The 23,059-nt window shown below is 58.4% G+C and carries 23 protein-coding genes, 2 pseudogenes and 1 riboswitch; of the genes and pseudogenes, 19 read left to right on the top strand and 6 right to left on the bottom strand.

Annotated elements, in window-relative coordinates; translation table 11 throughout:
• Positions 1 to 41 precede the first annotated feature (41 nt).
• Positions 42 to 470 (top strand): hypothetical protein, encoded by a 429-nt coding sequence (locus tag ACEN42_RS22285; RefSeq protein ID WP_371881521.1) that lies wholly within the window; start codon positions 42 to 44, stop codon positions 468 to 470.
• Positions 471 to 562: 92 nt separating this feature from the next.
• Complete coding sequence (locus ACEN42_RS22280) at positions 563 to 724, top strand: hypothetical protein (protein WP_371881520.1); 162 nt, start codon at positions 563 to 565, stop codon at positions 722 to 724.
• 439 nt (positions 725 to 1,163) lie between these two features.
• Here ACEN42_RS22280 and ACEN42_RS22275 read toward each other — a convergent pair whose 3' ends face one another.
• Together ACEN42_RS22275 and bluB are read right to left on the bottom strand one after the other, a co-directional pair.
• Positions 1,164 to 1,385: a helix-turn-helix transcriptional regulator gene (locus ACEN42_RS22275; protein WP_371881519.1), complete on the bottom strand. Its 222-nt coding sequence runs from the start codon at positions 1,383 to 1,385 to the stop codon at positions 1,164 to 1,166.
• Between the two features lie 196 nt (positions 1,386 to 1,581).
• A pseudogene (gene bluB, locus ACEN42_RS22270) lies at positions 1,582 to 2,194 on the bottom strand (5,6-dimethylbenzimidazole synthase).
• 624 nt (positions 2,195 to 2,818) lie between these two features.
• Between bluB and ACEN42_RS22265 the strand changes: the two are divergent.
• Together ACEN42_RS22265 and ACEN42_RS22260 are read left to right on the top strand one after the other, a co-directional pair.
• Positions 2,819 to 3,106: a hypothetical protein gene (locus ACEN42_RS22265; protein WP_371882276.1), complete on the top strand. Its 288-nt coding sequence runs from the start codon at positions 2,819 to 2,821 to the stop codon at positions 3,104 to 3,106.
• Between the two features lie 262 nt (positions 3,107 to 3,368).
• Complete coding sequence (locus ACEN42_RS22260) at positions 3,369 to 3,587, top strand: hypothetical protein (RefSeq protein WP_371881518.1); 219 nt, start codon at positions 3,369 to 3,371, stop codon at positions 3,585 to 3,587.
• Positions 3,588 to 3,878: 291 nt separating this feature from the next.
• On the opposite strand, the gene ACEN42_RS22255 is transcribed toward ACEN42_RS22260, so the two are convergent.
• Together ACEN42_RS22255 and ACEN42_RS22250 are read right to left on the bottom strand one after the other, a co-directional pair.
• Positions 3,879 to 4,178 (bottom strand): hypothetical protein, encoded by a 300-nt coding sequence (locus tag ACEN42_RS22255; RefSeq protein ID WP_371881517.1) that lies wholly within the window; start codon positions 4,176 to 4,178, stop codon positions 3,879 to 3,881.
• Between the two features lie 13 nt (positions 4,179 to 4,191).
• Positions 4,192 to 5,274 carry an IS630 family transposase gene (locus ACEN42_RS22250; protein ID WP_371881516.1) on the bottom strand — a complete coding sequence of 361 codons (1,083 nt, stop codon included), beginning with the start codon at positions 5,272 to 5,274 and terminating at the stop codon, positions 4,192 to 4,194.
• A gap of 1,567 nt (positions 5,275 to 6,841) precedes the next feature.
• Between ACEN42_RS22250 and ACEN42_RS22245 the strand changes: the two genes are divergently transcribed.
• From ACEN42_RS22245 to ACEN42_RS22235, 3 genes are all read left to right on the top strand, one after another.
• Positions 6,842 to 7,513 carry a hypothetical protein gene (locus ACEN42_RS22245; RefSeq protein WP_371881515.1) on the top strand — a complete coding sequence of 224 codons (672 nt, stop codon included), beginning with the start codon at positions 6,842 to 6,844 and terminating at the stop codon, positions 7,511 to 7,513.
• 145 nt (positions 7,514 to 7,658) lie between these two features.
• Positions 7,659 to 8,255 (top strand): hypothetical protein, encoded by a 597-nt coding sequence (locus ACEN42_RS22240; RefSeq protein ID WP_371881514.1) that lies wholly within the window; start codon positions 7,659 to 7,661, stop codon positions 8,253 to 8,255.
• A gap of 708 nt (positions 8,256 to 8,963) precedes the next feature.
• Complete coding sequence (locus ACEN42_RS22235) at positions 8,964 to 9,683, top strand: hypothetical protein (protein WP_371881513.1); 720 nt, start codon at positions 8,964 to 8,966, stop codon at positions 9,681 to 9,683.
• Between the two features lie 585 nt (positions 9,684 to 10,268).
• On the opposite strand, the pseudogene ACEN42_RS22230 reads toward ACEN42_RS22235, so the two are convergent.
• Positions 10,269 to 10,622, bottom strand: a pseudogene (locus tag ACEN42_RS22230) (TonB-dependent receptor); the annotation flags it as partial.
• Between the two features lie 237 nt (positions 10,623 to 10,859).
• Here ACEN42_RS22230 and ACEN42_RS22225 point away from each other — a divergent pair.
• The 3 genes from ACEN42_RS22225 (at position 10,860) to ACEN42_RS22215 (ending at position 13,496) form a co-directional block, all read left to right on the top strand.
• The gene (locus ACEN42_RS22225) at positions 10,860 to 11,069 is read left to right on the top strand and encodes a hypothetical protein (RefSeq protein ID WP_371881512.1); all 210 of its coding nucleotides are present in this window, start codon (positions 10,860 to 10,862) and stop codon (positions 11,067 to 11,069) included.
• A gap of 816 nt (positions 11,070 to 11,885) precedes the next feature.
• The gene (locus ACEN42_RS22220) at positions 11,886 to 12,923 is read left to right on the top strand and encodes an IS481 family transposase (RefSeq protein WP_371881511.1); all 1,038 of its coding nucleotides are present in this window, start codon (positions 11,886 to 11,888) and stop codon (positions 12,921 to 12,923) included.
• Between the two features lie 177 nt (positions 12,924 to 13,100).
• On the top strand, positions 13,101 to 13,496 hold the full coding sequence (locus tag ACEN42_RS22215) for a hypothetical protein (protein WP_371881510.1): 396 nt from the start codon (positions 13,101 to 13,103) through the stop codon (positions 13,494 to 13,496).
• A 564-nt stretch (positions 13,497 to 14,060) separates the two neighbouring features.
• Here ACEN42_RS22215 and ACEN42_RS22210 read toward each other — a convergent pair.
• On the bottom strand, positions 14,061 to 14,660 hold the full coding sequence (locus ACEN42_RS22210) for an XRE family transcriptional regulator (protein WP_371881509.1): 600 nt from the start codon (positions 14,658 to 14,660) through the stop codon (positions 14,061 to 14,063).
• A 42-nt stretch (positions 14,661 to 14,702) separates the two neighbouring features.
• On the opposite strand from ACEN42_RS22210, the gene ACEN42_RS22205 reads away from it, so the two are divergent.
• From ACEN42_RS22205 to ACEN42_RS22165, 9 genes are all read left to right on the top strand, one after another.
• Entirely contained in the window at positions 14,703 to 15,398 is a 696-nt protein-coding gene (locus tag ACEN42_RS22205; protein ID WP_374191206.1) for a B3/4 domain-containing protein, read from the top strand.
• 14 nt (positions 15,399 to 15,412) lie between these two features.
• Entirely contained in the window at positions 15,413 to 16,033 is a 621-nt protein-coding gene (locus tag ACEN42_RS22200) for a LysE family translocator (protein WP_371881507.1), read from the top strand.
• A gap of 64 nt (positions 16,034 to 16,097) precedes the next feature.
• Positions 16,098 to 16,736 (top strand): FMN-binding negative transcriptional regulator, encoded by a 639-nt coding sequence (locus ACEN42_RS22195; protein WP_371881506.1) that lies wholly within the window; start codon positions 16,098 to 16,100, stop codon positions 16,734 to 16,736.
• 833 nt (positions 16,737 to 17,569) lie between these two features.
• Positions 17,570 to 19,009 (top strand): IS1182 family transposase, encoded by a 1,440-nt coding sequence (locus ACEN42_RS22190; protein ID WP_371881505.1) that lies wholly within the window; start codon positions 17,570 to 17,572, stop codon positions 19,007 to 19,009.
• Between the two features lie 475 nt (positions 19,010 to 19,484).
• The gene (locus ACEN42_RS22185; protein ID WP_371881504.1) at positions 19,485 to 19,865 is read left to right on the top strand and encodes a DUF2946 domain-containing protein; all 381 of its coding nucleotides are present in this window, start codon (positions 19,485 to 19,487) and stop codon (positions 19,863 to 19,865) included.
• A 104-nt stretch (positions 19,866 to 19,969) separates the two neighbouring features.
• Positions 19,970 to 20,869, top strand: coding sequence for a hypothetical protein (locus tag ACEN42_RS22180; RefSeq protein WP_371881503.1), 900 nt, complete (start codon positions 19,970 to 19,972; stop codon positions 20,867 to 20,869).
• Positions 20,870 to 20,985: 116 nt separating this feature from the next.
• Positions 20,986 to 21,363 (top strand): copper resistance protein CopC, encoded by a 378-nt coding sequence (locus ACEN42_RS22175; RefSeq protein WP_371881502.1) that lies wholly within the window; start codon positions 20,986 to 20,988, stop codon positions 21,361 to 21,363.
• Between the two features lie 32 nt (positions 21,364 to 21,395).
• Positions 21,396 to 21,662, top strand: a complete 267-nt coding sequence (locus ACEN42_RS22170; protein WP_371881501.1) for a CopD family protein — start codon at positions 21,396 to 21,398, stop codon at positions 21,660 to 21,662.
• A 28-nt stretch (positions 21,663 to 21,690) separates the two neighbouring features.
• Positions 21,691 to 21,889: riboswitch (cobalamin riboswitch) on the top strand.
• A gap of 86 nt (positions 21,890 to 21,975) precedes the next feature.
• A complete protein-coding gene (locus ACEN42_RS22165; protein WP_371881500.1) occupies positions 21,976 to 23,037 on the top strand; it encodes a HoxN/HupN/NixA family nickel/cobalt transporter in 1,062 nt (353 codons plus the stop codon).
• The last annotated feature ends 22 nt before the right edge of the window (positions 23,038 to 23,059 follow it).

Here is a 23,059-nt window from a genome sequence, read left to right as displayed (position 1 = left end):
CGACACGACTGTCGATAACTCAAACTAATTGGAGCATGAAAATGGACCATGCAGGCTGCTTTTACATTTGGCCGATTCTCAAAAAAATTGAAGGACCATACTCGCGGGATATGGTGGAGCCTGATACGGGGGCGCGTTTCACGCCTCAGAGGGATATGTTGGTGGTTGCACCTCCCGACTATCCGCAGCTAGCAGAGGGGCTTGAAATCGGCGTTTTCTATGATGCTGTACCGGGGCCGAGTGGGAGCCATGGGCACATGCATGACATTGATTGTCTCGACTATTATTTCGAATGGTGTCAGAGACTGGCGAGCCTTGTGACTAACGGCAAAAAGCTGAAAGAGCGACTGAAGCGGATGGTCGATTGGTCGAATGCGCTCTCGGAGCTTGTTGAGATAACCAAAAATATCCCGAAACCGACGGGCGGGGACCGTTCTGGGAGTTGTTCCGTTATGGTCTTCGAGGCATGACATTTGGCCCGGTTGTATGTAAGAAACTCGCAGCCGATTTCAAAAAATGGGAGTGTGAGACTTCGGCATTATGTGATTTTGAGTTTTCACAAATGTACGACCACATTTGGTCGACTTTCGCGCTTGCTGATGGGACAGGCATGGTCACCTATCCATGCTCGTGGGATGACGAGGACGGCGAGTTGTTCATGGAGCCGAAACTCGGAATAGAAACGCTCAGGGTGTTCGAAGATTTTGACTTTCGCGACATCTGAGCAGGCAGTTTTTTTCGGTAACCCAGCGAGCACAGCACATGCTGCGCTCGCTGTTTTGTTTCTACGCCAGCGATCCAGCCCGTCCATCAGGCGGTCTCCAGGGACCGGCGGCAGCAGAGAACTGTTCCTTCAGTTCGCGACTCTCCGCAAAGCTCGCAACGCCTGCTCAGAAAGCTGCTCAGCGCTCGCAAACCGTTGCCGCTCAGCTTTCCTGCCAATGTCGAGATTCTGATTCTCCGCGGTCTCCGGCGGTGCCGCCCATCGGCGCCGCCAAAAGAAAACCCGCCATCACTGGCGGGGAAAACGAGGGCGGGCGCGATCCAAGCGCCCAACATAAGTTTCCGCCACGAGGATGGCTCGCCACAAGCGTCGCGGTGAAATGCTGAATTTCGCGATCGACGACAACTTTCGCGTCCTGCCCCGCGGGCCACGGTCGACCTTATTCTTCTTCGCTTGCCGAAGTTTGGTAGGTCCTCGCTGCAGCTTGCTGGTCGGCTTGATACCTCAGCACCGATGACTTCGTCAGGAAAAGGTTGCTCCCCATTTTGTGATGAAGCTTGAGTTTTCCCTGTTCGACCAGCTTCACGACGTGCGGACGGGAAACGAACAGCAGCTTCGCCGCGTCGGCGGTGGATATGAACTCGTCGGCATCGAGTTTCATGGTGTCAGCCTCTACTGTCTTCGCGCTTGTCAAAGTCGTAGCTCGCCAATATTGGGGTATTGACCGAGTGTAGACCATCGGCACGCTCAGACGGCGCTATAGGGCCTACGCCGAGGCGCTCAGTCGCTACCTGGAATACGGCCCGACCTCTTCGGCCTGATGATCCGCAGTCGGCCACCTTGCTTTCGAAGACGCACTATTCGACGGATCGGCGTTTGGCCCAGTGCTCTTTTTTCGAGCATCGGCGCGTTGTAGAAGCATTCGACATGTCCCAAGCAAAGGATTGCAACGGGCTTCGCGCCAATGGGCATTCCCAGCAGCGCCGCGACCTCATGCGGATCGAACAGCGAAACCCATCCGATTCCGAGACCTTCAGCCCGTGCGGCCAGCCACATGTTCTGGATCGCGCACGCCACCGACGCAAGATCCATTTCAGGAAGCGTGCGTCGCCCGAACACGTATTGCTCGCGCCCCTCCATTAGCGCCATGACGAGCACTTCTGCGCATTCGCGTAGGCCCTCGACCTTGAGCTTCATGAATGACTCGCGGCGCTCTCCGAGAGCGTCGGCGGTGAGTAAGCGTTCGCGCTCGACCGAGTCGTGCAATCTGCCACGAATCCGCGGACTGGTGATACGCACCATCCTCCATGGCTGCATGAATCCCACGCTCGGCGCATGCAAGGCAGCATCGATGAGCCGGCGCATGACCTCAGGCGCTATCGCTGCCCCGAGAAAATGTCGCATGTCGCGGCGCTCATGGATGGCGCGGTAGATCGCTTCGCGGTCGGCTTGGCTGAATGCTTTTTCCATGGTATCGAGCAGTTGGGAGGGTCGACTGCCCGCGATGATACTGCGGCGCTCCCATACGGGTCGCAGACCGCAGCGTTTTGAATAAAAACTCACCGCGCGCGAGGCGAGACGTGCGCCCGCCGCAGCGAACCATCTTGGCGGACACCTCTCCTGTTGGAAGGGCAGCCAAGCACCAGACGCCACAAAGATCCTTTACAGCGAGTACGGGTGCGCCGACGTCCATGGGGTTGCTGCGCGGAGTTTTCGGATACGAAGCGGATATTCTCGGCTTTAGCGCAAGGTCGGCGATGGCGGTTTATCACGGCGCGGCATAGCTTGTGCGAACTCGAGATTCAACAGCAATGGCAGCGCCATCACGCATGGTCAACGGAAGAGACAGCGTTCTCGCGCCGGCGACTGATGGAGCGCAGAGCATGTTTGACTCAGGGCTCGAGCGACGAACGATTGATGAGTCGCGCAACTCGCTCGAATGGACGGGCACGAGTCCGATACATCCACCTCCTGGTTGCGACCCATCTGCGCGAAAGCGGCACCGACCCGGTCGTAGTAGCCTCTACAATTCTCGAACAGAGCGTTGAACCCGCCGCGCTCATAGACGTTCGCCATCCAAAATCGGACGCGCAGATGCAAATCAATACCACCGAGTGGTTCCCCCAAGCCCAATATTCACCGGCCCGCGATGGCTGGTACGAAGTCCAGCTCGCCAGCGGTGATACCGCGTTCGCCCGATTTGCCGAGGGAAACTGGACGGAGCAGCCCGTACTGGTGTTCACGCATTGGCGCGGCCTGAGCAAGGATCCAGGCATTTCGCCGGACACCGAGCACATGGACGCGGAGAGCACCGCCGCGCAAGGCGTGCGTGCAGCGTGGAACGCGTTCTTTCCCGGGCTAGAAGAACCGCCCAAGGAATGAACCTGCGGCGTATGTCTAGCTGTTAGCGGGCGCCGCCAGACTAGAAGACATGCGTCGACGTATCCCAATTGCGGCGACAGACTTCCCGCAACGGCAAACAAGCCACGCGAACGACTTGCTGAACGGGACGTGTCCGCGTGCATGGACGGAAACGTCGGCGCCAGACTGCAGCGACCGAGACAGGAAGCCACGTTTTCGTTGGAGCCAAGCGTGACGTATGCCACCGCCGCTGGGCGTCGCAGTCTTGAAGGTGGAGACGATCATGGAATTCGATTACAAGCAGTTCCGCATCGATGCCTCTTGTCTTGAAGAGGGCGGGCGGTACTATGCGCGCGCAAAAATCTTCAGGCGCTCGTTGGAGGGTGGGAATGCCCGCGAGGCGAAGTGGTCGGGCGAAATCGGCGACTATCGCAGCGATGCGGATGCCGTCGAGGCTGCTCAGCGATGGGCGATTCAATGGTGCGACGAGCAGAAAGATTGACCACGTCATCCGTTCATTCGTCCGCATACCCGATCCTGCGCCATCGCTCATCGCTTCAGATAGGCGCCAACAAGTTCGGCGCGCGTTAATACGTGTTTCTGCAGTTTGTGGAAATAGCGGTGACGTCACACGGGCGGACACGGGCCGCCTTAAGCAGCACGCTTGAAGTTATCGGTGCCTTCGACCACATCACCCTACAAGGCCTGCGTAGTAGCGCCATCGGGGGGCCCGGTTGCCGTCGGCCGGATGTAGAGCGCCCAATACAACTAGTACAACATCCCTGAAATAGCTTTAATAATTATCAGGCAGCAAGTAAGGCTGCAGAAGCGTGACGACGACGTCGGCCATCTCGTCGAGCGAACCTGTGCCCGGCAGCGGCTCCCATCGTCCGGTGTGGCTGCGAAAGGCGGCACCATAACGATTACGGGCGAGTTCGGTAAGGCGCGCTACAACGGTCGGTTCCTCATCATCGAGGCGTTTGATCAGCAGGTGCCGCCCGTAGGCTTGTGTGACGATCTGCTCATGGCCGAGCAAGCCGCGCAGTTTACGCTGAAGTTCAGTCGCGGAAGGTTTGGGGGGTATGGCTGGCATGTCTGTCTCTCGATTACGATGTGCCCGTTTGCAACGGATAGCCCCGGAAAGTCCATTTGAAGGGGCGTGCTGCCTGATTATGCTCGTGCGTAAACTGCGCGGTGCGCTCGCGCAGGTGCGCGGTGCTGGTATGACTGGCATGGCGTAGCACCCGACGCGTATAGCGGGCAAACCACAGTTCGATCTGGTTGACCCAACTCGCGTGCAGCGGGGTGAAGTGGAAGTGAAACCGCTGATCATGCCGCTCGTTGAACGCCTGCCAGACGGCCTGAGCGCGATGCGTATTGAGATTGTCCCAAATCACGTGCACCTGTTTGCCCGGGTGCGCAGCCGCTACGTGCTCCATGAAGGCGACCAGGTCGTCCTGGGTGCGCCGCTCGCGGCAGTCGGCCAGCACCTGACCGGAATGCACATCAAGCGCGGCAATCAGCGCCTGAGTGCCGTGCCGGATATATTCAAACTCCCGACGACGCAGCCGTCCCGGTGCCGGTGCGCGCCCCGGGTGCTTGCGCTCGATGGCTTGAATGCCCGTCTTCTCGTCGATGCTGAGCACCACCGCGTTTTTGGGCGCCTTGCGGTACAGCTTGCAAATCACATTGACCTTCTCGCGAAAGGCCGGGTCGGGACTGTGTAGCCATTGCTGGACCCGGTGCGGTCGAACGTCGCCAGCCTGCAGAATGCGCTGCACATGGCTGCGGCTGATCTGTTCGACAATGCCACGCTCGATCGCGCGCGCCACTATCTCGTCCAATGTCGGCGTAACCCGTCCCTCGGGTTCGTGTGCTTCACATGCCAACGCAATCAACTGCAGTCGCGTTTCTTGTGTGATGCGTGGCGGACGGCCGCTACGCTCACCCTCGCGCAGGCCCTGCGCACCGTGATGTGCGATGCGCTTGCGCCACGCGCAGACCGTCTGCACCGATACGCGCAGTTCTCGAGCAATCACCGTATTCGGATGTCCCTCGTGCGCCCACAGCGCGATGCGTGCCCGCATCACATCTCGCTGAGTCGCGGTCTTCCGCTCGATCAGCGACAGGAGTTCTTCTCGTTCTTTCTTCGCCAACTTCACTGGCGTTGCATGACGGCCTTGGCTCATCCCGAAATGATAGCCAAGACAATTATTTAATCAAGCTATTTAGGGGATGTTGTACTAGGTCATTTTCGGCGCGGGTTCGGCGCATCAGGGTCGTCGACAATCAGCGCCATGCTCTTGCGTTCGCGGGCACGCCGGACGGCGCGACCAGCGGAGATACCTTCGCGCCCTCGGTCGGAAGGCTTGCGACGTTAGCGTGAGGGTCGCGGCGCGATCCTCGGCACCACAACCGTTTTCGTAGCGGGCTTTTCACTGTGCGATCAGGCGTCAATGTTTGTGTCGGTGCAGCCAACCCATATGGTGCGAATCGAGCCACTGAGCCATACCATCTTCTGGATGCTCGCGCCTGTACCGTTGCCCCACCATGAACGCGGCGACCAACAAGACCGCCAAGCCGACAACGAAATAGATCATAGACTGGGTCATGGCAGCCTCCATATTGGGTCGCGACCATGCTTCTATTTTAGGTCAGCGGCTACCGAAGTGGCCCGCGATGAGCGCACGGTTCCCCGGACCGAACGAGAGCTTGCCCGGGCCGAAGCGACGTTCGAATGGCACTGAAGGTCGGCTGCTCTGCGAATTGGGCCGGCGCCGCGCCCTTAATCTGCCGCGCAAATGCGCGCGCCCCCGCCGTTTCGCATTCCTCGACGCTGGCTGATCCCCGACACAAGTAGAACAGCCTAGGGCCGTCCGCGCCCGGTCGAAACGCTGTGCGTTGCGAACGCCTGCACGCGCAGCAAGGTCACCAAAATTGTGCGGTCCCGGAACGAGACGTGTGTATTGGAGTCCGAGATCAGGCAATCGCGACTCTCGAGGATGAGCGAAACCCGCCGCAGGCAGGACATTTTTGGTGACCCTTGCTGCGAAGGTTCCCGAGCTGCTTTTCCTCCTCCCGACAGCTAGACGCGTCCAACGCTTGCCGCGTTACCTGACCGCCGGCACTGCTTCCAAAAACCCCTGTAGTCGCTGTGACGCCGCCCTGTAGCCTGCCTACGATGCCGAACATCCTGTGTAGCGACCCTTGTTCTTCTCGGCTCCGCAGCGCCGCCTCGATTCGCCGGGCGCGCCAGAAACCCGTTAGCAACGCGCACGCTCCCGCAACCCGTATCAGAGCAACTCAAAGAACGGGGCGGCGTGTTCGGTGTCGCCATCTCCTGGTCGGACCGACCATCTCAACCGACGACGCTTTTCATCGTTTGGCAGCCGCCATAGTCGCGAAAAGCATCCGCAAGCGCGGCGCGAACGTGCCGAAAATCGGCCCTCCCGGACGAAATTCAGACGCACAAACGCCCCAGAAATCAAAAAACTACATTAATTTAGTAGGTGATTTTCAATGTTAAGAAAAATATGGCAACCCATTGAAAACAAAGAGATTTTCGTGTTATATTAACGCATCGATTGGTCGATGCATGAACGTTGTTTTGGCCGGTAACAAACAGAAATAACCTTACCGTGAGAGGTAGTTGTTGTGCTCTGAATTTATTTGATCTGGTGCGCCGGACACGTGTCCGTGCGTCTGGCGTGATTTCGACGCGAACGTCGATCAATCGATTTATTTGGAGCGCAACAAATGTACATGGAAGGCTATTTTATGGTTTACCCCGAGGTCAAGAAAATTGAGGGGCCGTATTCAAAGGATATGGTGAATCCCGAGACGGGGAAGCGTTTGTGGGTCGACGAGGAATTGGTGGTGGTTGCCCCGCCGGAGTATCCCCAGTTAGCTGACGGGCTAGAAATCGGTGCGATTTACAAGGAGGTGTTGGATTCCGACGGAAGTAACACACAATTTTTGCACGGCATCTCCTCGCGCGAGAAATATTTCGAATGGTGCGAGACGCTGGTCAGCCTAGTCACGAACGGGAAACAGCTGCAAGAACGACCAAATGACCATGTCGAATGGTCGAACGCGCTTTCCGAACTCGTCGAAGACAAGGAAAAATATCCGCAAGCCGACGGGCGTGGACCGTTCTGGGAGCTGCTCCGTTATGCTCTTCGCGGGATGACGTTCGGGCCGGTCGTCTGCCAGAAACTCGATGCCGATTTCGAAAAATGGAAGTCGAAGGCCGTGACATTGGGTAGCCCAGATTTTGTTGAGATGTACGACTATATGTGGTCTACCTTCGGGATTGAAGGCAAAGCCGGGATGGTCATATATCCATGTCACTGGGACGAAGGCACGGAGCCGAAGCTCGGAGTAGAAACGATTAAGTTACTTCGCGGTTTGGAGTGTGACGACATTTAAATCGTGGTTTCGTAGTAAAAAGCTTGGGCGAACGCTACATCGCGTTCGCCGACTTAAAACGCGGGCCCCGCCGACTCCAATAGACTCCCCGGGGAACGATGCACGCCGGCGTGCTGAACGAAAAAAGAAACAAAAATGATTGACATTGAAAGTGAACTCGTCGCGGTTTGGTAGATTAATTCCGCTGCAGCATTTCAAGCCTAGGCCAAAAGAGACTATCGGCCTTCCGAAAGAAGCACCGGTATTAACTTGCTCGATAGAGCCGACAGTGGCCTCAGCCTTTCTGAAAAACTCGAGGAGCGCAAGTTTCGGCTTCGGTTTTATGGAGCTTGACGATGGCCAGGTGATGACTATCCGTTTGCAGCTAGACGGTCTTCAGGTCTATTGGATTGCGCCACTGACGGACCCTGAACTCTGGGCGGCAATCGACATCTGGAAACGCGCGGGACGCGCTATCATTTTGTTTGACATTCAAGAAGCGAAACGACGCCACGAAGTGGTATGTGTGATTGACATGCCGCGGGACATTGCTCGTCACGATGTTCACCGCCTTCGCCCTGACAATGCTCCCAGTGAGCGTACATGGCAAAGCATGGTTTTGCTTGCCGGGAGCGGAATGATTCAATTGCAGGCTACAAGCGATATTCCCGGAATGCCGCTCCGGCACGTGTCGGCCAACGTGTTGCTCACCAAGCGATTGGAGACCGTCGTTCCAAAAGATGATTGGCATAGCAGGCGGTAATCGCTGGAGGCGTTCGGGAAGACCGCGTTGTGCCTCGGCTTTTCGGACGCCGGCTCGATCACCCATGCGGCGCGAGGTGCACCGGCCCTCAGGCCGGTGAGCGATAGCGCATCTCGGTGAGAAGCATGACAGACATAGCTGAAAGCGGGATGCGTTACGGGCAAAGACGGTGGCTTTTCGACTTCGATTCGGGCGACCAGGGGTAATCGCGATGCGTTGTCAGTCACTCCGTCCTGAAAGCTGAGGCAAAGCGCTGGCGTCGCCACCGGCTGACGAGCACGACGACACGCCGATCGCGCCATTCGGGCAGCTTTCGGCGGCTCAGCAGCACTCAAAAGGCCGCCGATCTTCTTGTTTAGAGCGATTCCCCTAATCCTAAAATCCCTTCCTATTCGCTACCCGTTTTTGTATTCCGATGATCGCCGACGTGCGCACTCGATTTTATGGGCTCTTCCCCGCAACTCATCCGCGCTTTAGAATGTACTTATCTAATTGAGCGGGACCATGCGAAAACCAGTGCAGTTTCCACAGTTAATGGTAACTACTCGCTTACCCGCGATAAATAAGCACTTTTTTACACCCGCGTAACCCAACAGAGATGTAGTTGTTGTGCTTTGACTTCTATTTGATCTATTGCGCCGGGCTGCGTGGGCTGTCATGGCGTTTTCTTCGACTCGCTGTCGACAATTCAAATAACTCCGTCACAACATGAAAGCATATTTCGCAGTTTCGTTGGCTACAAAGAAAATTGAGGGACGATATCCGACGAATTTGGTGGACCCTGTCACTGGGAAGCGTTTCCCTCCAGATGAAAATAACTTGGTGGTTGCACCTCCCGATTACCCTCAACTTGCTGAGGGGCTGGAAATTGGCGCTCTATATCGGGATGTATCGAGGCCTGATGGATGTAGCGGATTTTTGCATGAGCTCGGTCCTCTCGACGATTATTACGACTGGTGCGAGAAGCTAGCTAGTTTCGTGACTAACGGTAAAAGTTTAAAGGAACGACCAATTGATAAAATCGAATGGTCGAATAAACTTTCAGAACTGGTTGTAGATATGGAAGGGTATCCGGGTACCGAGGGCCGAGGGCCGTTTTGGGAATTGCTCCGCTACGGAATTCGAGGAATGACTTTCGGGCCGGCCGTATGCAAAAAGCTTACGCATGACTTCAGAACCTGGGGATATGCAGCCTCTTCACTGGGTAATTCAGATTTTTCTTATATGTTGCGCCATATTGGGGGAGCGTTCCGCGTTGCCAGCGAAACTGGAACCGGGATGATCCGGTATCCATGGCAGTGGACTCAAGATATGGAACCAAAACTCGGAATAGAAAAGGTTGCGAAGTTGAAGTTACACAACCACGGGCGTGAGACAGTGACGCGGCTATATTATCCGGCAAGCGTGGATGATATGAAGGTGTTCTAACGGATGCGTATGCCATCAACTCGCGAAGATTTACGGCTTGACCTGCGTGAGAACTCACCGCGCGCTAATGTGAGATGTGTGTCCGCCGGATGCGCACCGTCCTTGGCTGTCACTCCTCTCGTTGGATAGGGCAGCCAGGCACCGAATGCGACAAAGATCCTCTACAGCGAGCACGGGTGCGCCGAAATCCGTGGTTCGCTGCGCGGAGTTTTCGGGTACGAGGCGAAATCTCCTTGCTTTGGCGCAGGTCGGTGGTGTCGCTTTTTTCACGGCGCGGAGCATAGCTTGTGCGAGCCTCGCGATTCAATATGAATAGCCGCGCCATCACGCATGGGCAACGGAAGAGACAGCTTTCGCGCGCTGGCGATCGACGGAGCGCAATTGACGCTTGAGCGAGGGCTCGAGCGACGAGCGATTGATGAGTCGCGCAACTCGCTCGAAGGGACGGGCACGAATCCAGGACACCCACCACCTGGTTGCCGATCATCTGCCCGAAAGCGGCGCCGACCGGTCGTTGCCCGAGCACCGCGACACGACGCCATGCCGTCAATATCATAAGGACGCGCGCGTGCCCGCCGTTATTCGCTAGAACGTCGTGCGCAAGCAGACCATCACACTGCTGCCCCTTCCGGGCGCAATATCGCGCACGACGGAGCTCGCATAACGAATGTCCTGGTTGGTTAGGTTGTCGCCATGCACATAGGCGAGCCAGTTGGTGGTACCGACGCGGACCTTGTAGCTCAGCATCAAACCGAGCCTGGTATAGCTGGCGGTCGGGAAATCGTCTTCGGGCACGCGATTCTGCGCCCACGCATGCTCCACTTCCGCACGCGCACCGAACGGTCCATAGCCGCAATCGACCGCGACCGTCGCGCGCAACGGCGAGATGCGCGGCAGCAGCTGGCCGGTGTCCATGTTGCGGGCATGCGTGTAGTCGCCGACCGGCGAGGCATCAACCAGCGGCGTCGCGCGCCGGCTATCACCCGCGGTGCGAAGCGCTTGCTCTGGACTTGGGGCTCAACGCTGTTTGCCACGGATCAGGGGACCTGATTGGCCGGCAATGGCGCTCGAAACTCGAACACTACGACCGGCGCCTCACGAACCTCGCTCAGTATCTTCAGAAGCGCGGCCTCAAGCCCCAGCCGGCATGAGCGTTATCGGAAACACGTTGCCGCGATGCGCGGCTGGCTCGAAAGCGAAGTCGGCCGTTGCCTGAACCGCCTGGTGGCGGTGCGCGCACCGGCCGAACTCCTGATAGAGCGGTTGGACCTCCGCGCACCGGGCCTGAGCCGCCGGCTCAACAGGCTGAGCTCGAACATGGGCCGTGTCTTCATCGAGGCCAAGCTCAAGGAGCATCTCGCGATGCACTCCTCGGCGCGCTGGTAACCCAGCACGTCGCGCGATACAACGGACCCCGGAGTCGGTCTGCCGACCCAAGATTGTCCAATCCGTACTTCCGGTCCTGGACAGCCTCGGTTAGGTCGACGGAGCTCACGTCTGAACGAGTTTCCTCACGTTAATCCGAAGACCCACGGCTATCAGTTTAACTAACGAAGCAACGGCGCGTGGATGAAAGCCTCGATTTTCCTAAAGTTCGTCGTGACTTGCGCCGTAAACGGAGCTTTGGCGCGGAAGTTTCGAGCGACTTCGGAAGGACAGGGATCGCGCGCCGAAAACGGTGGCGGTCGAGTGAGTAACTAGGTTGCGTCAACGCCGCGACCTCTATCGGCTGTGCAGCGATGATCTCTGTTCGCTGAAAAGTCAGCGCCCGGCGGCCGAATGTCGCGAATGCGCGAAATTTTGTGTGCTCGCACGTCTCCCGTAAGTGTCATGGGTGCATGGACGCGCTATACGACGGTGTGGCCGCTTCGTGCCTCACCAGTTCACGAGAACAGAAGAGACGGGACCCGAATCGGTGGTGCGATCGACGCGCCAGAGAGAAACATTGTTGATGATTTTGCAGGAGAAGGAAAAATGACTCAAAGGATTAAGTTAAGCGAATCCCAGACGGACCTCGTCGCGACGGGCCAACTTTTGCCGCTGCGGTCGTTGGGCGACGGGGCGGAGCATACTCGCGGAATGCCTCAAGTGCAGTGGACTAGACTAAATCTGACAGAGGTCGGTTTCTCGTGCTGATGCGCGTTGGCGCGGAGGGCGTAGCCCGAAGCGGTGACGCGCGCGGCGAACCGCAAGGAGTCCACCATGACTCAGGAACAGAAAGTCATCCGCGCCAAGGTCGGCATGCTCGAATTGGCCCGGCAGCTGGGCAATGTCAGCCAGGCTTGCCGCGTAATGGGATATTCCCGCGACAGCTTCTACCGCTTCAAGGAACTGTACGATAAGGGCGGCGAAGCCGCCCTGCAGGAAATCTCCCGCCATCGTCCGTTGCCCAAGAACCGCGTGGATCCGCAGGTCGAGGCAGCGGTGGTCGAACTGGCTCTGGAACTGCCTGCCCACGGCCAGATCCGTATTGCCAACGAAGTGCGCAAGCGCCATGCCCTGAGCGTCTCGCCGCAGGGTGTGCGCAGCATCTGGCTGCGTCACGATCTCGAGACCATGAACAAGCGCTTGAAGGCGCTGGAGGCGAAATCCGCCCAGGAAGGACTGGTGCTGACCGAATCGCAGCTCACCGCGCTTGAACGTGCCAAACTGGAAAAGGAAACGCACGGCGAATTCGAATCGGAATGCCCCGGCTATTGCGGCGCTCAGGACACCTTCTATGTCGGCACGCTTAAGGGCGTGGGCCGCGTCTACCAGCAGACCTTCGTCGACACCTACTCGAAGGTGGCGTTAGCCAAACTCTACGACCGCAAGACGCCGCTGCCGGCGGCCGATCTGCTCAACGATCGCGTCGTACCGTTCTTCGACAGCTACGGCATCCCGCTCACACGCGTGCTCACCGATCGGGGCACCGAGTATTGCGGCAACCCCGAGCATCACGAATACGAACTCTACCTGGCCGTCGAGAACATTGATCACACCCGCACCAAAGCACGTTCGCCGCAGACCAACGGCATCGTCGAGCGGCTTCATAAGACCATGCTCAACGAGTTCTATCGCATCGCATTCCGCAGGAAGATCTACGACTCGATCCCGGCGTTGCAGACCGATCTGGATGAATGGCTTGACCAGTACAACAATGAGCGCGAACATCAGGGACGATGGTGCTACGGCAAGACGCCCATGCGCACCTTCCTTGATTCACTCGAACTCGCCAGGGAGAAACTGATCCCTCACTGAATAAGCTGCTCCCTTTGCTTCCCCGACTACCTGTCAGATGCAGTCCAGGCTAATACACCTCAAGACACGCCCGTTCTGGTGTTTCCAGTTGCGCCTTATGAAGCTCATCTGTTTTCCAGGGCGGTCGAAAGTGCTTGCTTTGGTTGTGGGCATGTCCCGCTTGTCCACGGAAACTTCATGAGCATGCGTTATCAGATGGATGATTTGCAGGTCAATTGGGTTGCTCAGATGACGGACCCGGAGGTTTGGTCGGCTATTGACTCTTGGACGCGCATCGGAAAGGTTGTTATTCTTTTTGCCATCCATGAAGCCGATGGTAGCCGGCGCGGTCTCATCTGTAGCGTCGACATTGAGACTCATAGGCTAACCAACGAGAAGTTCCGGTATCCCGAAGAGGCCCCGACGGTGCGCGCGTGGCAGCAGATGGCATCGCTTGTACGCCTTGGAATTCTCCAACTGGGAGCCACGAGCGATATTGAAGGCGTGTCACTTCGACATGTGCTGACGGGCGTTCTAGTCACCGACCGTCTCGAGGCAGTTATAGGCGAGACGGCGCCGCTCGTAACCACCTAACAGGTCAGAAAACAATACTCTTCAAAAGCGCGGCCGTGGCCGCGCTTTTCCTTGTGCTCTCGACGCGGCCTTGCCCATGCGAGATGTGCTTGCATTCGCCCGGTTTGCCGAAGGGCACTGGACCGAGCAGCCCGTACTGGTGTTCACGTATTGGCGCGGCCTGAGCAAGGATGCAGCCATTTCGCCGGACACCGAGCACATGGACGCGGAGAAGAGCGCCGCCGCTCAAGGCGTGCGCTCGGTGTGGAACGCGTTCTTTCCTAGGCTAGAGCTAGAAGAGCCGCCCAAGAAATCAACCTGCGGCGCATGCCTGCTCTTAGCGAACGCCGCCAGACTAAAAAGACATGCGTCAACGCATCCCAAGTGCAGCGACAGCACCGGCTCGACTCCATGCTCAGCTTGCGACGGGGAAATCGCGCTCAAGTGGCAACCTCGGACAGGAGTCGACCCCTGAGCCGACGTCGACCATCACGCAGCCCCGGTGACCGTTAGCGAAAGCCCTGCGGACATCGCTACGAAGGCCGCGCCCTTGGACCCTCGCATAACTGCATTGCGCACGTCCCACTAATGAGGCTCCAGAACGGTCATTGTGAAGATCAGCTTTGACTTACCCTCGTTCGCATACTGATGTGGCACGTCAGTTCTGGCTACCGCAGAGCACCCAGCGGGAATTAAAAGTTCAGTGTCCTTCACTGCGATTCTCAGTTGCCCCTGCTCGACATGCAGCAGTTCGTACGTCCCTTCAGGGTGGCCAGTGGATTCGAATGTCTCGCCCGGCTGCATTTCCCAGCGCCATAACTCAATCATGTTCGGCCCGCTGGTGCCGGCGAGCAGCCGCGCCGAGCCGCCCTTCGGCCCCGTCCACAATGTCGGAATGTCTTGTTTCTCGACGAGATGCACTGCAGGAGAACTAGCCACGTTTACGATGTCCGCGACGGACACGCCGAGCGCCGCTGAAATCTTGCAGAGGATGGCGATGCTGGGATTGGCGGCACAATTTTCGATTTCGACCAGCATGCCTTTGCTGACCCCCGACCGCCGCGACAGCGCGTCCAGCGTAAGCTTTTGCTGCTTGCGGTATTCCTTGAGACGAGCCGCCACCGCCTCGCTCACCGTCTGGACGTCGGCGCCGGATTCGGTCGATATGTTGACTTTTTTGGTCACTGGTCAGTATGATGGTACAGAATGGTCACCAGCGAATTCTCAATGTTCTCCGTCTTACCGTCAATCGCCCGCGAAATCGCGATGCTCGCTCCGGGTTTTCGTGCGCTGAGTATCAGCGTCAATGCATCGCGGATCGTGAGCCCGGACTTTGGCAAGCAATCACTCGACGAGGCGTGCCAATCCATCGCGACAGGCGGCCCCGCATGGGCCGATGCGCACCTTTCCGCATGGGCCGATGTGTTCAGAAAATTCGGCGCCAAGCCGCAGCGCACCGCCTGTTCGGCAGAAGCATTGCGCAAGCGGACGCTGAAAGCGGGTAGCTTGCCGAGCATCGATCCAGTCGTCGATTTGTATAACGCTGTCAGCCTGCTATACGCGATTCCTGTCGGTGGTGAGAATTTCGAGGCGTATGTCGGGATGCCTAGATTGGTGATCGCAGATGGCACGGAACGGTTCGACACGACCAAAGACGGTGCGCCGGCCCTTGAAGCACCGGAGAACGGTGAAGTTGTATGGCGCGACGATGTTGGCGTCACGTGTCGCCGTTGGAACTGGCGGCAAGGCGTGAGAACCAGATTGACTGCCGATGCGAAGCAGATGTGGTTCGTTCTGGAGAGTCTTCCCGAGATGCCGGTCACCGCGCTGCACGATGCTGGCGATGCGCTTGTCGATGGCCTGCGTCTCCTGATGCCTGATGCCGCTATCGACACCCGCCTGATCGGCCTGCACATTCAATAACGAAGAATCCCCACATGCTTCCGTCCGCCTCATTCCTCATTGCCGCCATGGTATTGGCAGTCATTCCCGGACCCGGTATCGCCTATGTCTTCGCGCGCACCGTCGCGGGAGGCCAGGCCGCAGGCATCGCCTCTTCGATGGGCGCGGCCATCGGCGGCATGGTCCACGTTTTCGCTGCCGCACTCGGGCTCTCGATGCTCATCGCACAATCGGCCGTAGCCTTTGCGGTCGTGAAGTATATCGGCGCGGCGTATCTCGTCTATCTCGGCATTCGCACGCTCGCCTCGAAACCGCCTACCGATGGCCAGTCGGCGCAGCTACAGACCGGCGTACGTAAAGCGTTCAGCGACGGGATCATCGTCGAGGCGCTCAATATAAAGACCGCCATGTTCTTCCTGGCGTTCATCCCGCAGTTTACGTCTGCCGATCATGCGCTCGCGCCTCAGTTCATCGTGCTCGGAACGACGTGCATCGTGCTGAACAGTACGGTCGATCTCGTGGCGGTCTTTGCGGCGCACCGTTTTGCCGCCTCGGGTGCCGCCAAAGTCGCCAGACAGCGGCTCATGGCCCGATTATCGGGTGTGACAATGCTCACGCTCGGTGTCCTCATCGCCGTCGCGAATCGAGAAAGCTAGTCTCTCTTCTTCCAGAGAACGCCGACAGCGCATTCTTTCCTGCTTCCGTGCCTCTAGAGCCGCTATGTACATACCTGATCATTTTAACGAATCCGACATCGAAGTCCTGCAGCAGCTGATCGTTCAACATCCGTTTGGGACGCTCGTCACGAATGGGAAAAGCGGGCTGGACGCAAATCACATCCCTTTCGAACTGGCCACCGGCCAAGGCCACCTCGGGACACTGCAGGCGCACGTCGCCCGCGCGAACCCAGTTTGGGGGGACGTGACCGACAACGACGAAGTGATGGTTATCTTCAACGCTGGCGACGCCTACATCTCGCCAACTTGGTATCCGAGCAAGCAAGAGCACCACAAACAAGTGCCGACGTGGAACTATGTCGTCATCCATGCGCACGGCCGAATTCGCATCCGAGATGATAAGAAATTCGTCCGGGGCGTAGTTGCAAGGCTTACCCGAACGCACGAAGCGCATGAACCGAAGCCCTGGAAGATGGGCGACGCTCCGTTCGATTATCTGGAAGCCCAGCTCGATGCAATCGTCGGACTCGAAGTCGAGATCACGCAGTTGGTCGGAAAGCGCAAACTTGGTCAGCATAAGGCTGCGCGCGACATTCGCGGCCCTGCCGAGATGCTAACGGCTCGTGGCAATGAGCAAATCGGTAACGCGATGCTTGCCTGTGCCGCGAGGAAGTCCGACTAGAGCCTGTTGCTACCGCCGGTAAGCGTCTATCGAGGACTCCGTGCCAAGAAGTCGAATGTCGACGGCGTGCTTGCGAACGTACTACTCACGGAGCGGTTGCAAAAGGTCGTTCCAAAAGGTGATTGGCATAGCCGGCGCTAATCGCCGGGCCGGCGTTTGAGAACCGCGTCCGCATCGGCTTTTCGGACGTCGGCTCGATCACCATGTGGCGCGAGGTGCACCGGCCTTCAGGCCGGTGAGCGATAGCGCATCTGGGTGAGAAGCATTACGGAAAGCAGGTACTCTCGATTGCGCTAAGAAATCACAGTCGTCGACTCCGGCGCAGCGAGAACAGGTAGATTCAGAGCAAGACTCGAGCGATGAACGATGGACCAGGTCGCTCGAATGGACACGCACGAATCCAGGACACCCACCACCTGGTTGCGAACCATCTGCCCGAAAGCGGCGCCGACCCGGTCGTAGCCTGTACGACTCTTGAGTCGGGCATCCAGGGTGCCACGCTGATACGGCAGTCGCCACTGTTCCCGACCATGCAGCACCGCGACTCGACGCGCAAGGCGTGCGCTCCGTGTGGAACGCGTTCTTTCCTAAGTGGAAGAGGGCATCCAAGAAATGAACCTGCGGCGCGTTGCTGCTGGTATTTAGCGCCGCCAGACTAAAAGGCTATGCGTCAATGCATCGCAAAGCAGCGATAGCAACGGCTCGACCCGATGCTCAGTTTGCGACGGAACATCACGCCCGTACGGCTACCTCGGGCAAAAGTCGACCCAGCTTGTGTGAAAACGCATGCTGATCGCCTAAACTGAAGTAACGCGTTCAGATCGGGCGGCCACATGAAGCGATTCGTCGAAGGCGAAGACCGTAAGCAGGCTGTCCTGCTGCCCGAGTATCTCGAAGACTATGTCTCCGAGGACAATCCGGTGCGCGTAGTCGACGTCTTTGTCGATGAGCTTGATCTCCACGAGCTTGGCTTCGACGGAACCGCGCCCGCAGCAACGGGGCGACCCTCGTATCATCCGTCTGTACTGCTCAAGATTTATATCTATGGCTATCTAAATCGCATCCAGTCAAGTCGGCGTCTGGAGCGTGAGACTGAGCGCAACATCGAGCTGATGTGGCTAACGGGCCGCCTTTCGCCGGACTTCAAGACCATCGCCGACTTCCGCCGCAGCAACGGCAAGGCAATCCGCAATGTCTGCAGCCAGTTCATCGTGCTATGCCGTAACCTGGACCTCTTCTCAAAGTCCATAGTGGCCATCGACGGCAGCAAGTTCAAAGCCGTCAACAATCGCGATCGCAACTTTACGAGCGCGAAAGTCAAAGCGCGCCTGCAGCAGATCGATGAGAGCATCGCCCGATATCTTTCCGCGATGGAGACTGCAGACCGGATTCAATCCGATGTTGCCGAGGCGAAGACGAGTCGGATCAGCGACAAGATCAGCAAGCTCAGGCAGCAGATGCAGGACCTCAAGGCGATGGAGCAGCGATTGCGCGAGTCGTCAGATGGACAGGTTTCCCTGACCGATCCGGACTCGCGCTCGATGGCGACCAGCGGTCGGGGAACGGGAATGGTTGGCTATAACGTTCAGACGGCCGTTGATGACATGCATCATCTGATCGTCGCACACGAGGTCACCAACGTTGGCAACGATCGCAGCCAGCTGACGAATATGGCCGGCCGGGCACGGGCGGCTACCGGCATCAAGGATCTGACTGTCGTTGCCGATAGGGGCTACTTCAAGAGCGAAGAAGTCCTGCAATGTCATGAGGCGGGCATTACGACCTTCGTTCCCAAACCGTTGACTTCAGGCAAGAACGCTGACGGCTATTTCGGAAAGCAGGATTTCATCTACATCGCCGAAGATAACGAATATCTTTGCCCGGCCCAGCAGCGGCTGAACTGGCGTTTCACAAACATCGAGCACGGCATGACGCTGCATTGCTATTCGAGCTCGGCCTGTTCTACCTGCACCATCAGAAAACAATGCACATCAGGCAAGCAGGCTCGCCGGATAAAGCGCTGGGAACATGAGGCCATCGTCGAAGCGATGCAGCAACGGCTCGATCATAGGCCGGAAATTATGCGCGTACGCCGTCAGACCGTCGAGCACCCGTTTGGCACGCTGAAATTCTGGATGGGCGCCGCGCACTTCCTTATGAAAACACGCGAGCATGTCAGCACCGAGATGAGCCTTCATGTCCTCGCATACAACCTCAAACGCGTCATGGCGATCCTCGGCACTGGGGCGATGATGCAAAAGATGCGGGCCTGAGAGTAAGTCGCTACCAAAGGCGGTCGCGCCGGCGCGCATTACGGCCCCTGGGCACCCTTCCTCTCACAAAGAGGTCAAGCGCCAATGACCGTCACACGGGCCAAATTGAGCTGTTGACGCCTGCGGATGATCGCGTGAAATCGTCATTGCGTCCGCGCGGCGTTTTTACACGACCTGGACCCGTTTGAGCCGCTCACGCAAAGCTGGCGGCAGTCTGCTCTCGAGCCAACATGAGACGATCACGGACGACGCGCAAGTTTGAACTGAAAGGAGGCTTCTCGGACGTCATCGCTGCAGTGGTTGACAAATTCGGCCTGCGGCGATCGTGTTTCCGTAGTGAACCGGGTCACCTCCGTGGCTGCCGATAAACCCAAACGGGTCTAGCAATTGCGCTTCGGTGGAAACCGGGAAAGTTAATGAAGACGCGTGGCATAATCCGCCCAGTTCCTCTCATCGACACCGAATCGCCGGGCGCATGCTGAGCCGTTTTCATCGGAAAATTGGTTGCCTTTTGGGATTGCTCGCCATCCTGATGTCGACGCTCGCGCCGACGGTTTCCCACGCGTTGGCGGCGAGTCGCGATGGGACGGCTCTATCGGGCGCACTTTGCTCGGCGCAATCGACGCCGGGCGACCCGCTGGGTAGCAGGGACGTTTCTCACTCGCTGGCTTCCCACTGGCAGGCTTGCGGGTACTGCAACCTGCTTGCCCACATGCCTGCGCTGCCAAGCGTTCAACCCACTTTTGCCGTCACGGTCTGGGCAATCCAGCATCGCGTTGCAACCAGGTTCGAGAGTGTTCGGCGCGTCCTGCCATTCACTGCGGCGCAACCCCGCGCTCCGCCCGTTTCATCCTGATTTGAGTCTTACCGACGCGATGCACCGGTGCATCGCGATGTGTCGCGCGCGTCTGTTCGCAGACTTGCGACGGCATTGCAACGACCCCAGAACAAGGATGAAACATGCACACGATTTCGACGAGCAGCGGTAAGCCGCTGCTCACGACAGCACTCATCTCGGCTGCCGTAGGCGCGCTTTTGCTAGCCCCTTCGCTTGCGATGGCCCATGCAATTGCGGGTGACCGCGTCTTTCCAGCGACCATGGCCGTGGACGATCCCGGCGTCGGTGATGAAGCCAACCTGACATATGGTCACATTCGCGTCCCCGGCGACGATGGCGACCAGAGCATCAACTCCTTCAATTTCGAGTACGACAAGCTGATCACACCGAGGCTGGCCCTCTCGGTCGACGGATCCTATGTCATGCAAAACAACCCGACCGCCCGTGGCTTCAACAACTTTGGCGTCGGTCTGAAATATCTGTTGTACGTCAACGAGGCGCACGAGTTCATGACGTCCGTCGGCGTCAATGCCGAGATTGGCGGCACGGGAAGCCACGCGATCGCCGACAACTTCTCGACCATTTCGCCAACGATCTATGCCGGGAAAGGGATGGGAGACCTGCCGGATTCGCTGGCGTACCTGCGCCCGATCGCGATTACCGCCGAAGCCGCGCCCGCCCTGACCACGGGCGCAGGACAGCCCAACGCTTTCAACTACGGCTTCACGTTCCAGTACAGCCTGCCGTACCTGCAGCAGCATGTACGTGACATCGGTCTGCCCCAACCGCTGTCGAACCTCATTCCTATCGTCGAGGTCCCGCTGTCGAGAAGCCAGGGACAGACGACCGGTACGGTCAATCCCGGCTTCATCTGGATCAACCGCTACGGTCAATTCGGCGTCGAAGCGCAGATACCGGTCAACCACGCGAGCGGTTCGCACGTGGGCATCCTGGTGCAGGCCCACATCTTCTTTGACGATGTCGCGCCGACGACGATCGGCAAGCCGCTATTCCAGTGGTGAAAGAACGCGTAGGCGGCCGGCGAGAGGCAACGATTTGACATGTCCCCTCAAGCCGTCATCTTTCTCTCTGACGTTTCGCTTCTCCTCCAATCTGCTGACAAGCCCTTGATCAACCCATGAAAACTTCTCTATTGAACTCTATCGTAGCGCGGGGCCTCGTCGCGGCGCTGACGCTGACTGTCGCGCAACTGGCTTGTGCCCACGCCTATCCGACCCATCAGGCGCCATCTGCCGGCTCGACCGTACCCACTTCGCAAAAAGATGTGGCCATTGATTTCGATGACGGTCTCGAACCTGCCTTCAGCTCAATCGCCGTGACCGATGCGCAGGGCAAGTCCGTGATCACCGACAAGGCGGTAGTCGACCCGTCAAATACGAAGCACATGTCGGTCGCACTGAACGCGCTGACGCCGGGCCTGTACACGGTATCTTGGGTGGCGGTCGCTGCTGATGGCCACCGCACGCGAGGCCACTACACCTTCACGGTCAATTAACGCTTTGCGCGACGGCGTTGTGGGCAGGCAGCGTGATTATCGCGGCCTGTGCGCTGTGCCGCAGGGTCGACTCGCCTTCTGCTGCGCCTGCGCGACGCGTGGCCTTCTGCACGCGGCTGTCGCACCTGGCGACCGTCGCGCTCGGTGTGGTGGTCGTGACCGGCATCTATAACGCGACGCAAAATATCGCGGGCCTCAACGCGCCGTTGCTGAGCGTGCTGTACGGCCAGATTCTGACGCTCAAACTCGTGGTTGTGGCGCTGGCAGTGCTGTTGGGGGGCTACAACCGGATGATCTGAACGGATTGACAGTCGCCATCGCGAGTCGCTACGCTTGCGCGCTGATGGTTCCCCCTAGCCGGGATGAAAAGGGAACGCAGTGAGAGCAGCAATGCTTCGAGTCTGCGGCTGCCCCCGCAACTGTAAGCGACGAGTCCGCGCCACTTGTGACCACTGGGATACCGGGAAGGTCGGCAACGGACGTTGACCCGCGAGCCAGGAGACCTGCCATCGACCGAGGTCTGAGCAGCCGTATCGGGCGGGGTGTCCTGATGCGCAAGCACCGCAATACGCGGTCGCCCGTTGCAAGGACAGCCCAACCTCAGGATCTGTCATGTCCACCACCGCTTTTCAGAGCACGTCTCAGACGGTGGCATTGCGCCGCCGCGTCATCGGCATTTACAGCGTTCTCGCCATCTTCAACATCGGCGCCTGGATCTGGGCGTTTATCGCCTTCCAAGGTCAGCCGCTGCTGCTAGGCACTGGACTGCTCGCATATGGCTTCGGGTTGCGTCACGCCGTCGACGCGGACCATATCGCCGCAATTGACAACGTCACCCGCAAGCTGATACAGGATGGTCAACGCCCCGTGACGATCGGTTTCTTCTTCGCAATGGGTCACTCGGCCGTCGTGTTGCTGGTCGCAGCAGCTGTCGCCGCGACGGCCGCTGCACTGCAAAGCCGTTTCGAAGCATGGAAGGATTTCGGTGGCATCGTGTCGACCAGTGTATCGGCGCTGTTTCTATTCGTGATCGCGGCGATGAACATCGTCATCCTGCGGGGCGTCTGGCGCGCGTTCAGCAAGGTGCGCCACGGCGAGCCGTATGACAACGAGGACCTCGACCTGCTGCTGAACAATCGCGGGCTGCTCGCGCGGCTGTTCCGTCCGATGTTCCGTCTCGTGTCGAACCCGATCTGGATGCTGCCGCTCGGCTTCCTGTTCGGCCTCGGGTTCGATACCGCGACGGAGGTCAGTCTGCTCGGCATCTCCGCGAGCCAGGCGGCGCAAGGCCTGTCAATCTGGGTTGTGCTGGTGTTCCCGGTGCTGTTCGCTGCGGGCATGTCGCTCGTCGACACAACCGACGGCGTGCTGATGCTAGGCGCCTACGACTGGGCGTTCGTGCACCCGATCCGCAAGCTCTACTACAACCTGACGATTACGCTGGTGTCCGTCGTCGTGGCCGTACTGATCGGAGGCATTGAGGCACTTGGGCTGCTGGGCGACCAGTTGAGCTTGAAGGGCCGCTTCTGGGATGTGGTTGGCACATTGAACGACAACTTCAACAATCTGGGCTTCATCATCATCGGCGTGTTCATCGTCGCGTGGTTCGCGTCGTTCATCATCTATCGTGTGAAGGGCTACGACGAGCTGGAAGCGAACACGGCTGGGCGCTAAGTTTCGCGCCCCAGCGGAGTTG

This window comes from Caballeronia sp. S22 (assembly GCF_964261745.1).
In the GTDB taxonomy this organism is placed as follows: Bacteria; Pseudomonadota; Gammaproteobacteria; order Burkholderiales; family Burkholderiaceae; genus Caballeronia; species Caballeronia jiangsuensis.
This window is presented reverse-complemented; position numbering and strand designations above follow the sequence as displayed.